Origin of the sequence: Curtobacterium oceanosedimentum, from assembly GCF_020297365.1 — a bacterium.
Taxonomy (GTDB): Bacteria; Actinomycetota; Actinomycetes; order Actinomycetales; family Microbacteriaceae; genus Curtobacterium.
The window spans coordinates 146,434-160,757 of the sequence record NZ_JAIXIG010000004.1 but is presented as its reverse complement, the minus strand read 5'-3'; the positions used below and the strand labels follow the sequence as shown (position 1 = coordinate 160,757).

Below are 14,324 nucleotides of genomic sequence, written 5' to 3'. Positions count from 1 at the left end.
CTGAGCCAGGATCAAACTCTCCGTAAAAAATTACAACCAACACCCGAAAGCGTCAGCGAGTTGATTCTGACTGTCGACTGTCTACTGACAATCTTCAATCCAAAAGGAATTGTCTCAAACCCAGCCAAAAGGCCAGGCACGAGGTCAATAAAATTGGCATTGACAATGTGCACGCTGTTGAGTTCTCAAGGACCAGACGCACTCCCCGCTCCACCCGAAACACGAGCATCGCCAGAGAGGCATTCGTCTTGCACCACCCGAACACACGCCGAATCACTCCGACTGTTCACGGGGATGGTTGCCTGAGCGGGACCCCGTCCGGACTGCGTCCCAGGGGTTGAACCCTGTGACCGTCTCGGCCGTTCCGTTCTCCGCCTCAGCGGCAACGAGTGATTACTTTACGCAGAGGTGAACACCAGCGCCAAGCCAGCCCACATCCCGGGCGTGTCGTACCCCGACTCCCCCGGAAACACGCGGATCGAGGCGCACACGGGTACCCGACCGGCCCCGGGAACGACGGAAGGCACGGTGCCAACGCGCACCGTGCCTCCCGAACGAACGAAGGAACCGACGGACCGGACCCACACGACCGAGCAGGACCGAAGCCCGACCCGACCGGGATCGCGATCGAGCCCGGTCCTGACCTACTCCGCTGCGGCCAACTGGCCGCACGCCCCGTCGATCTCCTTGCCGCGGGTGTCGCGCAGGGTCGTCGGGATGCCGGCGGCGTTGAGCCGACGGACGAACTCGTCCTGCACGTGCTCCTCCGACGAGGTCCAGACGGACCCCGGCGTCGGGTTCAGCGGGATCGGGTTGACGTGCACCCAGCCCTTGCCGCGCTTGTTGAGCTTCTCGGCGAGCAGGTCCGCACGCCAGGCGTGGTCGTTCATGTCCTTGATGAGCGCGTACTCGATCGAGACCCGACGGCCCGTCTTGACGTAGTACTCGTGAGCGGCGTCGATCGCCTCGTCGGCCTTCCAGCGTGAGTTGACCGGGATGAGCTCGTCGCGGAGTTCGTCGTCGGGTGCGTGCAGGGACAGCGCGAAGGTGAGCGGGATGTTCTCGTCCGCCAGCTTCTTGATCGCCGGCACGAGTCCGACGGTCGACACGGTGATCCCGCGCGCGCTCATCCCGAGGCCCATCGGCTGCGGCGCGACCATCAGGCGCACGGCGTCCATCACCCGCTTGTAGTTCGCGAGCGGCTCCCCCATGCCCATGAACACGATGTTGGTCACCCGCTCGGCGTCGACGCGGTCCTTGCCACCCTTGCGGGGATCGCCCCCGAGTTCACCTGCGGCGATCGCGGCGTTGGCCCGGACGATCTGCTCGATGATCTCGGCGGTGGACATGTTGCGGGTCAGCCCCGCCTGGCCGGTGGCGCAGAACGGGCAGTTCATGCCGCACCCGGCCTGCGACGACACGCACAGGGTGATCCGCCCCGGGTACCGCATGAGGACCGACTCGACCAGGGCGCCGTCGTGCAGCTTCCACAGGAACTTGATCGTGTCGCCGTTGTCCGTCGCCAGTCGCCGCGTCTCGGTCAGCAGCGGCGGCAGCATCCCGGCGACGAGCTGCTCGCGCTGGGCGGCGGGCAGGTCGGTCATCTTGGCCGGGTCGGACGTGTAGTGCTGGAAGTAGTGGGTCGCGAGCTGCTTGGCGCGGAACCCGGGCAGGCCGAGTTCCTTCACGCGGGCCTCGCGTTCCTCGGGCGTCAGGTCGGCCAGGTGCACGGGCGGCTTGCCCCGCTTCGGGGACGCGAACTGCAGGAGCGGACGACCGTCGGTGTCCGTCGCCTGCTTCCAGCCCTCGGTGCGCGGGCGCACCTGCGGACGAGCAGACTGCTGCTGTTCGAACGGGGTGCGGGTGTCGGAAGCCATCACTCCAGGATACGGGAGGCCTGTGGCGCGTGGGAACGCCCCGTTCCGGTGGTCCTGCTGGTCGGCGCCACCGCCGCGCGACCGTTCGTCGGTCAGCTGCCGGCGGGGAGGACGCGGGCGAAGTGGTGCGCCGCCGAGTACATCGGCACGATGTCGACGACCTCGCCGGGGTGCGGCGCCTGGAGCACCAGGCCCTGGCCGAGGTACAGGCCCACGTGGTCCTCGTCGTCGTACACGACGAGGTCCCCGGGCAGGGCTTCGGACTCCGGGATGGTCGTCGCGACGGCGTCCTGCGTCGGTACGTAGTGCGCGAGCTCGATGCCCACGGCCTGGTACGCGACCATCGTGAGTCCGGAGCAGTCGATGCCGTCGTGATTCGCGCCGCCTTCGACGTACGGATCCCCCATGTACTGCAGGGCGGTCTGCACGATCGTGGCGCGGTCGCCGCCGGCGGACAGCGCCGCGGACAACGCCGACTGCGCCTTGGCCGTGGTGACACCGAAGCGCAGGTCGAGCGTCGGGTAGGACACCACGGTGGTCGTGGTCGTCATGCCGTCCGTGGAGACGACGGGGACCTGGACGTCGTGCGCCACCGTGAAGGTCTGCGCGGCCTGCGCCGTGGTCGTGCCGGACCGGGTGTCGGCCGGCAGGGTGTCGGCGTTCGCGGGGAGGGCGAGCGTCAGGCTCGAGGTGACGGCGAGCGCCGGGGCGAGCAGGATCGCCGCGCGCTTCGCGTTGACGGAACGGCGGACGTGCCGGGGGTCGGTCGCGCGCTCGACACGCAGCGTGGCGGTCCGCGTCAGGACGGCGGCGCCGGCGGAGGCCACCGGGACGGGCCGCGGCTGCGTGCGCGGAGCACGTGTCGGAGCCGAGTGCTCGTCGACGGCCGACCGGTCAGCGGCGGGGCTGGACGCTGCGCGGCGCCCACGGGGACGGAGCTGCTGTGCGCCCGGCGTCAGCGGCACGGTGTCGGCCACGGGGTGCGTGTGCGCTCGTGCGGGCTGACGGTCTTCGGCTGCTGCAGGCAGGGCGTGGCGTCCCATGGGTCCTTCCGGGTCAGGATCGGCGATCCGGAAGATAACGTATTGGTCACGGCGGCTCCGGCGGCTGGGCAGCGCCGGGGTCTGCCTGCGGCTCGTCACAGGAACGAGCGCCTTGCCGCCGCGGGCGTCAGCGCGGTTCGTCGGTCCCGTTCCCTGGTGCGTTCACGAGGTCGGTGAGGGACGGTTCGCCCTCCTCGGTGGGCAGGGCGTGCCCGCGGCGGACGGCCTTGCGGACCTGACGGTAGGTCGTCACGGACATCGGGTCGACGCCGTCGGCGGACTCGTAGTGCGAGGGGGTGCTGGGGGTGGGCGCGTCGGTCATCGCCCCGGACGGTACGCGTGCGGAGCGCTGAGGGACGGGCAGCTGCGTTCCGTGGCCGAACGGCGCGGGCTCGGCTCGGCCGGGGTCCTGCTGCCCCTGACGTCGCGCGACTGCGCGGCAGCCAGGCGCGGATGGTGATCTCGCTGGACACTGCGGGGGCGGCCCTGGGCGCCCTGCTCGCCGGGCGTGCGACGACCTGACGGAGCCGCGCTGTGCCTCCCGACGGACCGCGACGGACCGCGACGGTCGGCGGCGCTTCGACGGCGAGTCCGAGCAACGGAGGAACGCCCCACCGGAAGGGGTCGGCGGAGCGTTCCGGTCCGTGGGACCAGCCGGGATCAGCGGCGGACGGCGTCGATCTTGAGCATCTTCGCGATGACCGAGTCGAGCTCGCTGTCGTCGAAGACCTGCTTCCAGTCCTCCTTGATGAGCTTCTCGCGGCCGTAGCCCATCGCGATGTGGCAGGCGTCGGAGAACGGGTTCGAGCCGCGCAGGCCGTTCGTGAGCGCGATCCAGGTGTGGCCGTAGAGCATGGCGCGAGCGGCTTCGCGGGGCACGCCGACGCCGGTGACGGTCTCCTCGAGGGCGTCGTTGAGGAAGTCGCCGATCATGCAGGCGATCGTCTCGACCAGGGTCGGCTCGAGCACGGCGAGCTGCTTCACGGTGACCCAGTGCACCTGGATGACCGGGGCGTACATGGTGGTGATGACCGCTTCGGCGACGGCCTTCGCGCGATCGCCCTCGTCGCCGAGTGACTCCGACGCGTCGAAGGCTGCGATGACCTCCTGCGGGGCGGCGATGCCACCGAAGGTGTCGTCCCACTCGGCCTTGGTGGTGCGCTCGAGGAACACCGACGGGTGGCACGGGTGCGCGACGGCGTAGTGGATGTCCTCGCGCTTCGCCAGCAGGCCGGCGTAGGCGGCCGCGGGGTCGAGCGTGAGGATGCTCGCGCCCGACTTCATGACGGGGACGAGCTGCTCGGAGATCGTGCCGAGCAGGACGTCCGGCACGGCGAGGATGACGACGTCGGCGACCTTCGCGGCGTCGAGGCTGTCGGTGATCTCGCGACCGAGGGCCTGGATGCGCTCCTGGCCGGCGGGCGACGCCTCGCTGTAGAGCGTGGTGTACTCGCTCTTCGCGAAGTTGTCCGAGACGCGGGTGCCCATCTTGCCGCCGGCACCGATCACGGCGACGGTGACGTCAGCCGTACCGGATCCGGCAGCGACGGTGTGGGTGGTGGTGACGGTGTCGGTCATGATTCCTTGCTCCTGATGTACTCGATGGTCTGTTCAGTCCACGCCGCTTCGATGCGGGTGGTGGTCTGCGCGGGGGTCTCGCCCGGCAGCGGTTCCGCGCCGGCGTGCTCGTCCTGCCAGGGCAGCCAGAACTCGATGACGCGGTTGATCCCACGGGCGTCGGGCTCGATCGCGGCGCGGACGGCGCGGTAGTCGAGGACCCCGGTGCCGATCGCGACGCCGGTGTACTGGAACCCGACCCAGCCCGGCGAGCGGGTGAAGGCGGAGTCCTTGACGTGCCAGTTCCGGGTGTGCGGGGCGCACCTGGCGACGACGTCGTCCGGGTGCTCGAGGTTCGCGACGGTGTTCGCCGGGTCGAGGCAGATGCCGAGCGCCGGGCTGTCGATGCGCTCGACCACGGCGACGAGGTCGGCGGTCGGCACAACCTCGTAGGTCTCGAGCGCGAGAGTCACGCCGGCCTGCTCGTACGCGGGCAGCGCCTGCCGCAGTCGCCGTTCGGTCTCGGCGACGTCGGGCAGGTCGTCGCCGGAACTCCACATCGAGCGGACGAGCGTCGCCCCGAGGCGCTGCGCGACGTGCAGGTACCGGGCGAGGTGCTCGGGGCGCGTGCCGCGGGTGCCGGCCTCGAGCGTGAGGCCGAGGTCGCCGGCCAGGGACCGGACGGTGGCCAGGCGCTCGTCCGTCGCGGTGTCGAACGGCAGGTGGTCGCAGATCTGGAACAGGTCGACGCCGTCGTGGGCCGCGGCGTCGCGCAGGGCGTCGTCGAGGGACATCGGCGACGGGACGCGGTCGGACATGCGCCACGAGTAGGCGTAGGTGGACAGGCCGAGCAGCGATGTCATCGGGGCACCGCCAGGGCGTGCGCCTCGTCGAGGATCGTCCGGACCGCCTCGGGGTCGTGGGCGAAGCGACCGAGGAACAGGCCGCCGATGCGCCCGGCACCCCGGGTCAACAGGCCCGGACCGGCACTGCCGCCGTAGATCACGACGGAGCCGGCGAGCTCCGGACGGGTCGCCAGGTGCTGCTCGATGCCTGCGAGGACCGCGACGATGTGCTCGTCGGGCGCGGGCTGCGGGGCACCGATCGCCCACACCGGCTCGTAGGCGACGATGACCGGTCCGACGATGCCTTCAGCGGTGGCCGTCGCGGTGGAGCGGTCGAGCTGCGCGGTGACCTCGGCCACCGCGGCCGCGGGGTCCCCGTCGGCGGCGCGCTCGGTCTCGCCGACGCAGATCAGCGGCCGCAGCCGGTTGCGGAACGCCGCGTGCACCTTCCCCGCGATCTCGTCGTCCGTCTCGTGGAACAGTCCGCGTCGCTCGGCGTGTGCGATCTCGACGAGGTCGACGCCGATCTCCCGGAGCTCCGCGCCGGAGACCTCGCCGGTGAACGCGCCGCCGTCCGCCCACGCCAGGTCCTGCGCGCCGAGCGTCACGGGGGCGTCCCCGATCACCGCACGCACCGGGACGAGCGACGGGAACGTCGGCACCACGAAGAGCTCGACCGCGCCGGACCGGACGGCGGGGTGCGTCCGGGCGATGTCGGCCACGGCGGCTGCCCACTCGAGCGTGCGGGCGTGGGAGAAGTACATCTTGAGCGACACCCCGATCGTCACGGGGGCGGTCGCCGTGGTCGCGGACATCAGGCGTCGGTCCCGACCGGGGCGGAGCCGTCGTAGGCGCAGATCGCCTGGACCTTCTCGGCGCTCGCGCTCGACGGGTCGAAGGTGTAGCCGAGCCACTCCTTCGCCATCCGACGTGCGACCTCGATCCCGACGACGCGCTGGCCCATGCAGAGGACCTGGGCGTCGTTCGACAGGATCGAACGCTCCACCGAGAACGAGTCGTGCGCGGTCACGGCGCGGATGCCGGGGACCTTGTTCGCTGCGATCGCGACGCCGAGGCCGGTGCCGCAGATCAGGATGGCCCGGTCGGCCTCACCGTTCGCCACCATCCGTGCGGCATCGACGGCGACGTGCGGGTAGGCCGTGTGGCCGTCGGCGTCCACGCCCACGTCGACGACGGAGGCCACGCGGGGGTCCTTCGCCAGGTCGGCCTTGATGACCTCCTTGTGGTCGAAGCCGGCGTCGTCCGAACCGACGACGATGCGGAACTGCTGCTCACTCATGCGGGTGGTGCCTTTCGTGGTGGAGGTCAGTCGGAGACGACGATGGTCGCCAGGACCGCGGCGGTGATGAGCGCGAAGGAGACCGCGCCGGCGTCCGGAGTGCCGACGGCGTCCTCGCCGTGGGTGCGGGCGCGGCCCATCCGCGGCAACAGGTCGGCCGTGGCGTCCGCCGCGGTCTGTGCTGCGGCCGAGGCGGCCGACCAGGCGTCGACGAGCTCGTCGCCGGCGTCGACCCGGGCGGAGAAGACCTGGTCGAACGGCACGAGTGCGTCGACCATGGTCTTGTCGCCGGGGACGGCCCCGAACGCCAGGACGGCCTCGGCGGCGGCCTGCACCGCGCTCTGGACGGTGGCAGGTGTCGGACGGGAGTCGTCCCCGAGGACGCGACCCAGTGCCTCCAGGGCGGCACCCCAGATCGCACCGGACGTGCCTCCGGCCTTGTCGGACCAGGCATCTCCGGCGATCGCGAGGACCGAACCGGCACCGGCGCCACGGGCGGCGGCGTCCTGCGCCGCACGGTCGGCGGCGGTGGAACCGCGCTGCATGCCGATGCCGTGGTCGCCGTCACCGGCGACGGCGTCGATGCGGCCGAGCTCGTCGGCGTGGTCGTCGATGGTCGCGCGGATCGCGGCGATGGCGCTCGCGACACGGGCGGCCGAGGCCCGGGACTCCTCGGTGCCGGGCGTCACCGGTACGACCGCACCGGCTTCGAGCACCTCGACCGGGACCGGCTGCTGCGGGACGGCGCCGCCCTTGCGGTACGCGGGGGCGTCGGCGGGGGCGGCCCAGAGCTGCTCGAGTTCGTCGTCGAGCCAGAACAGGGTGAGCGAGACGCCCGCCATGTCGAAGCTGGTGACGAGTTCGCCGACCTCGGGCTCGACGACGACGATGCCGGCGTCGGACAGCCTGCGCTGGACGGCGCCGAAGACGACGAAGAGCTCCTCGTACTTGACCGAGCCGAGGCCGTTGAGGATCGGGACGACGCGCTGCGCCGTCGTGCCCGTCGCAGCCACGTCGGACGGCAGTTCGGTGAGCAGCTTGCCGACGAGCAGGTCGGCGAGACCGTCGGCGGTCGGGACGTCGGCCTCGGCGATGCCGCGTTCGCCGTGGATGCCCATGCCGACGGCCATGCGACCCTCGGGAACGGTGAACAGCGGCTCGTCGGCACCGGGCAGGGAGCACCCCGAGAACGCGACACCGAAGCTGCGCGTGCGGTCGTTGGCCCGGGTCGCGATCGCGGCGACCGCGTCGAGGTCGTCACCGCGTTCCGCGGCGGCACCGGCGACCTTGAAGACGCAGAGGTCCCCCGCGATGCCACGACGCTTGTGGACCTCGCTGCTCGGGGCGCTCGCGACGTCGTCGGTCACGCGGACCGTGCGGACCTCGATCCCGCTGTCGGCCAGTCCGCGTGCGGCGGCGTCGAAGTTGAGCACGTCGCCGGCGTAGTTGCCGTAGCTCAGCAGCACGCCGCCCCCGTGGTCGGACGCCTTCGCGACCGCGGTGACCTGCTGGGCGCTCGGGCTCGCAAACAGGTTGCCCATCGCCGCGCCCGCGGCCAGCCCGTGACCGACGAGTCCGCCGAAGGCCGGGTAGTGGCCGGAACCGCCGCCGACGACGACCGCGACGGTCCCCTCGGGGCTGGTGGTCGAGCGGGCGACGCCGCCGTGCACCCGGCGCACGCGGCCGCGGTTCGCGGCGACGAAGCCGTCGACCATCTCGTCCGCGAAGTCGGCGGGGTCGTTGAACAGGCGGGTCACGCGCCGGCCTCCTTCGCGACGGCGGTGGGCCCGTCCGTGGCTGCGGCGACGGTCGCGGCGGCGGCTGCTTCGTTGCGCTTGGTGTTCCGGCCGAGCACGAACATCAGCACGCTCGACAGCACCATGAAGAACCCGACGATGAACATCGGCACCTGGTACCCGCCGGTCCACTCGCTCACCGCACCCGTGATGTACGGGGCTGCGAACCCGCCGAGGTTGCCCACGGTGTTGATGAGGGCGACGCCGGCTGCCGCGGCGGCACCGGTCAGGAACTGCGTCGGCACCGTCCAGAAGTTCGGCAGTGCGGCGAAGATGGCGCACGCGGTGATCGCGATGACGGCGACGGTGGCGGCGGGGCTGTTCATGTACAGCGCCACCGGGATGCTCAGGCCGCCGACCAGGGCGGGGACGGCGATGTGCCAGACCCGGACACCGCGACGGAAGGCATCACGCGACCAGAAGTACAGGACGACCGCGGCCGGCACGTAGGGGATGGCCGTGATGAGGCCCCTCTGGAACAGGTCGAAGGTGGTGCCGAACTGCTCCTGGAAGCCGTCGATGATCGTCGGCAGGAAGAAGCTGAGCGCGTAGAGGCCGTAGATGAACCCGAAGTAGACGGCGGCGAGCATCCAGACGCGTCCGGATCCGAAGGCTGCGCGCAGGCCGCCCTTGCCGTGACCGGCCTTCTCCTTGTTCTCGGCCGCCAGTGCGCCCTCGAGCCAGGTCTTCTCGTCCTCGTCGAGCCACTTCGCCTGCGACGGCTTGTCCTTGAGCACGAAGAGGCACAGGACGCCGACGACGATCGCCGGGATCGAGACGCAGAGGAACATGAAGCGCCAACCGGCGAGCCCGCCGAGCATGCCCTCGTGGGTCATCAGCCACCCGGCGAGCGGGGAGCCGATGACGCTCGTGAGCGGCTGGGCCAGGTAGAACAGTGCGAGCATCTTGCCGCGGTGGCGGGCCGGGACCCACGTCGACAGGAACAGGATCGCGCCGGGGAAGAACCCGGCCTCGGCGACGCCGAGCAGGAAGCGCAGTCCGACGAGCTGCGGGTAGTTCTGCACCCACGTGAAGAGTAGCGACACGATGCCCCACGTGATCATGATGCGGGCGAGCCAGACACGGGCACCGAACTTGTGCAGGGCGAGGTTGGACGGCACCTCGAGCACGAGGTACCCGATGAAGAACACACCGGACGCGAACCCGAACTGGGCGGCGGTCAGGCCGAGGTCGGCCTCCATGCCGTTCGGGGCGGCGAAGGAGATCGCGGTGCGGTCGAGGAAGTTGATGAAGAACATCAGTGCCACGAACGGCACGATGCGGATCGCGATCTTGCGGATGGCCGTCTTCTCGACGACCGAGGTGGGGATGCCTCGCGTGGCGGGGATGTCCACGATGACTCCTGCTCGGTGGGGGTGGTCCGACTCCGGCCCCGGCGTCTGCGTCGGGTTCGTCCGCGGTGCGCGCGGATCGGGAGCGGGCGCATCGGTGCGCCTGGTCCAGTGTGGTCCGCCGCCGGCGGACTTGTCAACCGGTTGACCAAAAAGCAGATCTGCGTCCGTGCCACACGCAGCGCAGGAACCGCTCCGACGGCAACCGGTTGACCGACCGGTACGCTCACTGCATGCCCGCGTTCAGCCCGGACGATCCGCTCAACATCCGACTCGAACTGGAGTCCGTGCCGGTCGGCTCGCCCGCGTCGGTCGTCGCGCGGCAGCTCGTCTCACTGCTCACCGCCGGCGAGCTCGCACCAGGGTCCCGGCTGCCGTCCGAGCGGATCCTGGCCGAGCGCCTGGGCGTCGGTCGCTCGGCCGTCCGCGAGGCACTCGCCGCGCTCGAGATCCTGGGCATCGTGCAGATCCGTCCCGGGTCCGGGACCTACCTGCAGGGCGGGACCTCGGACCTGCTCCCGACGACCCTGTCGTGGGGACTCATGCTCGCGTCGAACCGGACCCGCGAGCTGCTCGAGATCCGGTCGTCGCTGGAACGCACGGCCGCGATCCTCGCCGCTCAGCGCGCCACCGACGAGCAGGTCACCGAGCTCGGCGAGTACCTGGTCCGGCAGGAGGCGACGCTCGACGACCCGCAGGCGTTCATCGACGCCGACGTCCGGTTCCACGTCCTGCTGGCGCGGGCGTCGGGCAACGACGTGCTCGCGGACCTGCTGCAGAGCCTGCGCTCCATGCTGAGCGTCTGGGTCGCGCGGCGCGTGCAGACCCGGCAGGCCACCGAGGCCGCGTTCCACGAGCACCGCGCCGTCTTCGAGGCCCTGCGCGCGCGGGACGTGCCCGCCGTGCAGCACGCGATGGACGCGCACATGGCCACGGCGAGCGCCCGCATCGAGCACGCCGAGCCGCTGCCCGCCGACGAGTAGCGGGCGCGTGCGCTCGGGCTCGGGCGCGCTCGTGCGCGGGCGCGTGCTCGCGCTCGTGCGCGCTTCGTGAGCAGGAATGGTCGGGTCCGTCGAGGCGACCCGACACCTTCTGCTCACGATCCGGCCGGACGGGAGGCACGGATCGCGCGTGCCCCGCACGGTGCGGTGTTGCCGGGTCGGCAACAGCGCTTGGGTGCGGCTCGGCAGGTGCGCTGGAGTACGTGCATGCACACCCATCACGACGGGACGGCCGCCGGAGCCGCCGCCACCGACCCCACCTCCGCACCGTCCGCTCGCGAGTGGTGGGAGGCCCGCTACGCCGAGCGCGACGGCATCTGGTCCGGGCGGGTGAACGCCGTGCTCGCCTCGGTGACGTGGGGGCTGCCGGTGGGGCGGGCGCTCGACCTCGGCTGCGGCGAGGGTGGCGACGTGGTGTGGCTCGCCGAACAGGGGTGGGACGTGACGGGGATCGACCTGTCCGTGACGGCGCTCGAGCGTGGTTCGCGGGCCGCTGTCGCCGCCGGGGTGGAGGACCGGACGGCGTTCGTCGCCGCGGACCTCGCACAGTGGGAGACCGCCGCGCGGTTCGACCTGGTGACGGCGTCGTTCCTGCAGTCGTGGCCGGTGGCGATCCCGCGAGCCGACATCCTGCACCGGGCAGCGGGGTTCGTCGCCGCCGGTGGGCACCTGCTCGTCACAGCGCACGCCGCACCCCCGCACGACGACCTGCCGCCGGAGCTCCTCGAGTACCGCTTCCCCTCGCCCGTCGACGACCTCGCGGCCCTGCAGCTCGACGACCGGTGGGACGTGCTGGTCGCCGAGGTCCGGCCGCGCACCGCGACCACGCCGGAGGGTGACCCGCACGAGGTGCTCGACAGCGTCGTGCTCGCCCGACTGACGCGCGGGTAGCGTCGGTGGCGTGAGCACCGACGACGGCACACGCGCACTCGTGGTGGACGGCGTCGAGGTCGCCGTCGGGCGTGACGGATCCGGCTCGGCCGCGACGTCGTCCCCTCGGCCGTACCTGCACCCGGTCCGGACGCTCGCCGGCACCGTCGTCAGCGCGCACCACCCGACCGACCACGACTGGCACTGCGGCGTCGGCGTCGCGATCCCGGACGTCGACGGCGTGAACTGCTGGGGCGGCCCGACCTACGTCGAGGGGCTCGGCTACGTCCGGCGCGACGACCACGGCTCGGTCGAGGGCGTGCACGCCGAGCGGCACGGCACGACGTCCGCCGAGGCGCTCGTCTGGCTGGGCCCGGACCGCGCGGTGGTCCTGCGTGAGGACCGCGCCCTGCGGTGGCGCGCGGTCGCCGGCGGGTGGGAGCTGTCCTGGTCGTCATCGTTCCGCACCTCGGGCGACACCGCGGTGCGCCTTGGGGGTCCGGGCAGCAACGGCCGGGTCGGAGCGGGGTACGGCGGCTTCTTCTGGCGGTTCCCCGAGTGCACCGGGATCGTCGTCCGGACCGCCGACGCCGAGGGCGAGGCCGCCGTGCACGGGTCGGTCGCGCCCTGGATCACCTGGTCGGCGGAGTTCGGCGATGCCCCGGCGACGATCCGGATCGAGGCCGTCGACCACGACGACCCCTGGTTCGTCCGCGCCGAGGAGTACCCCGCGATCGGGTCGGCCGTGGCGTGGGACTCCCCCGCCGTCGTGCAGCCCGGCGCAGCGCTGGTCCGTTCGTTCCGCGCGACGGTCACCGACGGCGGTACCCTCGCCGGATGAGCACCGGGGACTGGGAGTCACGCGTCGCGGCGCTGTGGGACGACGAGACGATCGACGACCGGCAGCGGATCGAGCTGATGCGCGACCTCGCCGCCGACGCCCCGCACCCGGCACTCGGCGCGTTCGAGCTCGGCGGCGCCTTCGACTCCGGCGGACACGAGGCCGACGCCGACGTGCAGTACGCCGCCGCGACCGCCGCCGGCCTGGACTCCGTCGACCCGGACCGCGCCGCCAGGATGGTCGTCCAGCACGCCTCGACGCTGCGGAACCTCGGCCGGACCGACGCTGCCGTCGCGATGCTCCGCGACGCCCCGGAGCACCCCGCCACCGGAGCGGCACCGCGGGTGTTCCTCGCGCTCGCCCTGCACAGCGCGGGACGGTCCGCCGAGGCACTCCGAGTCGCGATCGAGGCCGTGGAGCCGACGCTCCCCCGGTACCACCGGTCCGTCCGCGCCTACGCCGCGGCCCTCACGGAGGACTGACGCGCGTCAGGCGTTCCGGCGCTGCAGGGCGTCCGCCGCCTTGCCGAGCAGCCAGTTCACGGCCCAGCCCAGCACGCCGACCACGGGCAGCGCGAGGATGACCACCGTCCACAGCACCTTGACCACCTGCGTGCGCCGTCGATCGCGCCAGACCTGCACCAGCGCCACGGCCTCGAGCCCCAGCATCACGAGGAGCACCACGGTGTGTGCCCCCGACAGGTTGGTCAACACGAGCAGTCCTCTCCGCGGCGACGGTCGTCGCCCACATCGACGACAGTACGGCCAGCCCGGATCCGTCCGCATCATCCGTCCGACTGACGACGCGGGCGGTCGCGCTCGCGAACGGGTCAGGCGATCGCGACCTCGCCCCGTGCGAGCAGTTCGCGGGCCCGACCGGCATCGGCAGCCGGTGGTCGGCCGTGCATGGCGCGGTAGTCGCGCGAGAAGTGCGAGGCGCTCCGGTACCCGCCCGCCACCGCGGCCTGGGCAGCGGTGTCCCCGAGCACGATCATCCGCCGCCGGGCCTCCCCCAGCCGCAGCCGCCGCAGGTACTGCACCGGGCTCATGCCGGTGACCTGCCGGAAGCGCGCGAACAGGGTCGACTCGCTCGTCCGGACCGCCGCGGCCAGGTCGGCCACCGACCACGGGTCCGCCAACCGTTCGGTGAGCAGGGTCGTGGCCGCTGCGACGACGTCCCCGTCCCGGTTGCCGATCGCTGCGAGGATGCGCGGCGCCTGGTCGGTCTGCAGCAGGCGGAGCACGACCTCGCGGGCGACGAGCGGGGCGAGGACCGCCATGTCCTCCGGAGCATCGAGCAGTCCGACGAGCCGGGCGAACGCGTCGGCGAGGGCCGGGGTCCAGCTGCCGAGTCGTGCCGGTGGCGCTTCGTCCTGGTGCGGACGGGACATCGCCGTCGCGACCTCGGCGACCACCGTGGGGTCGAGCTGCCAGACGACCGCGACGAACCCCGCGGGCGGTTCGACCTCGACCACCCCGGCGATCACCGGGAGGTCGACGGGCGTGATGATGAAGCGCTCCCGACCCCAGAGCTGGTCGTCATCCCCCACGATCGAGCGCTTCCGTCCGGCGAGGACCACCGACACCGACGGCGTGTAGCGCTGGTAGCCGAGGTCGGTCGGACGGTCGACCCTCGCCAGGCGGAGGCCGAGCCGTCCGGCGCGCTCCGTGTCGTCGAGATGGGCGAGGACGCTCTGCAGCGCACGGTCCAGCCGGTCCGAGGTGACGTCGTCCATGTGCTCATTCTGTCGAGGTCTCGGGCGCCAAGGGTGCCGGTGCCGGATCCGGCAAGCACTCCGGAGTCCTGGGCAACCGGCGCGAGGCACGCAGGCCCGAGCATCGG

The 14,324-nt window shown here is 71.9% G+C and carries 15 protein-coding genes; 4 read left to right on the top strand and 11 right to left on the bottom strand.

Features of this window, described 5'->3' with window-relative positions:
* Positions 1-644 precede the first annotated feature (644 nt).
* From rlmN to LEL83_RS03115, 9 genes are all read right to left on the bottom strand, one after another.
* Positions 645-1,877: a dual-specificity RNA methyltransferase RlmN gene (gene rlmN, locus LEL83_RS03155; protein ID WP_225557733.1), complete on the bottom strand. Its 1,233-nt coding sequence runs from the start codon at positions 1,875-1,877 to the stop codon at positions 645-647.
* 92 nt (positions 1,878-1,969) lie between these two features.
* Positions 1,970-2,854, bottom strand: coding sequence for a C40 family peptidase (locus LEL83_RS16140; RefSeq protein ID WP_225557732.1), 885 nt, complete (start codon positions 2,852-2,854; stop codon positions 1,970-1,972).
* Positions 2,855-3,047: 193 nt separating this feature from the next.
* Positions 3,048-3,242 carry a hypothetical protein gene (locus LEL83_RS03145; RefSeq protein WP_225557731.1) on the bottom strand — a complete coding sequence of 65 codons (195 nt, stop codon included), beginning with the start codon at positions 3,240-3,242 and terminating at the stop codon, positions 3,048-3,050.
* A gap of 338 nt (positions 3,243-3,580) precedes the next feature.
* Positions 3,581-4,498 carry a phosphogluconate dehydrogenase C-terminal domain-containing protein gene (locus LEL83_RS03140; protein WP_225557730.1) on the bottom strand — a complete coding sequence of 306 codons (918 nt, stop codon included), beginning with the start codon at positions 4,496-4,498 and terminating at the stop codon, positions 3,581-3,583.
* A complete protein-coding gene (locus LEL83_RS03135) occupies positions 4,495-5,340 on the bottom strand; it encodes a sugar phosphate isomerase/epimerase family protein (protein ID WP_225557729.1) in 846 nt (281 codons plus the stop codon). Before LEL83_RS03135 ends, LEL83_RS03140 begins: the two co-directional genes overlap by 4 nt.
* Positions 5,337-6,137: a triose-phosphate isomerase family protein gene (locus tag LEL83_RS03130; RefSeq protein WP_225557728.1), complete on the bottom strand. Its 801-nt coding sequence runs from the start codon at positions 6,135-6,137 to the stop codon at positions 5,337-5,339. The genes LEL83_RS03135 and LEL83_RS03130 overlap by 4 nt, the downstream gene beginning before the upstream one ends.
* On the bottom strand, positions 6,137-6,622 hold the full coding sequence (locus LEL83_RS03125; RefSeq protein WP_225557727.1) for a ribose-5-phosphate isomerase: 486 nt from the start codon (positions 6,620-6,622) through the stop codon (positions 6,137-6,139). Before LEL83_RS03125 ends, LEL83_RS03130 begins: the two co-directional genes overlap by 1 nt.
* 26 nt (positions 6,623-6,648) lie before the next feature.
* Positions 6,649-8,379 carry a dihydroxyacetone kinase family protein gene (locus LEL83_RS03120; RefSeq protein WP_225557726.1) on the bottom strand — a complete coding sequence of 577 codons (1,731 nt, stop codon included), beginning with the start codon at positions 8,377-8,379 and terminating at the stop codon, positions 6,649-6,651.
* A complete protein-coding gene (locus LEL83_RS03115) occupies positions 8,376-9,773 on the bottom strand; it encodes an MFS transporter (protein ID WP_225557725.1) in 1,398 nt (465 codons plus the stop codon). The genes LEL83_RS03120 and LEL83_RS03115 overlap by 4 nt, the downstream gene beginning before the upstream one ends.
* Positions 9,774-10,003: 230 nt before the next feature.
* Here LEL83_RS03115 and LEL83_RS03110 point away from each other — a divergent pair, with 230 nt between their 5' ends.
* The 4 genes from LEL83_RS03110 (at position 10,004) to LEL83_RS03095 (ending at position 12,964) form a co-directional block, all read left to right on the top strand.
* Positions 10,004-10,753: a FadR/GntR family transcriptional regulator gene (locus tag LEL83_RS03110; protein ID WP_225557724.1), complete on the top strand. Its 750-nt coding sequence runs from the start codon at positions 10,004-10,006 to the stop codon at positions 10,751-10,753.
* A 225-nt stretch (positions 10,754-10,978) separates the two neighbouring features.
* Positions 10,979-11,662 carry a class I SAM-dependent methyltransferase gene (locus tag LEL83_RS03105; RefSeq protein ID WP_225557723.1) on the top strand — a complete coding sequence of 228 codons (684 nt, stop codon included), beginning with the start codon at positions 10,979-10,981 and terminating at the stop codon, positions 11,660-11,662.
* A gap of 10 nt (positions 11,663-11,672) precedes the next feature.
* Positions 11,673-12,482: a DUF6807 domain-containing protein gene (locus LEL83_RS03100; RefSeq protein WP_225557722.1), complete on the top strand. Its 810-nt coding sequence runs from the start codon at positions 11,673-11,675 to the stop codon at positions 12,480-12,482.
* The gene (locus LEL83_RS03095; RefSeq protein WP_225557721.1) at positions 12,479-12,964 is read left to right on the top strand and encodes a tetratricopeptide repeat protein; all 486 of its coding nucleotides are present in this window, start codon (positions 12,479-12,481) and stop codon (positions 12,962-12,964) included. The genes LEL83_RS03100 and LEL83_RS03095 overlap by 4 nt, the downstream gene beginning before the upstream one ends.
* A gap of 6 nt (positions 12,965-12,970) precedes the next feature.
* On the opposite strand, the gene LEL83_RS03090 is transcribed toward LEL83_RS03095, so the two are convergent.
* Both LEL83_RS03090 and LEL83_RS03085 read right to left on the bottom strand, forming a co-directional pair.
* The gene (locus LEL83_RS03090; RefSeq protein WP_225557720.1) at positions 12,971-13,192 is read right to left on the bottom strand and encodes a PLDc N-terminal domain-containing protein; all 222 of its coding nucleotides are present in this window, start codon (positions 13,190-13,192) and stop codon (positions 12,971-12,973) included.
* 119 nt (positions 13,193-13,311) lie between these two features.
* Positions 13,312-14,217, bottom strand: coding sequence for an AraC family transcriptional regulator (locus LEL83_RS03085; RefSeq protein WP_225557719.1), 906 nt, complete (start codon positions 14,215-14,217; stop codon positions 13,312-13,314).
* Positions 14,218-14,324 lie beyond the last annotated feature (107 nt).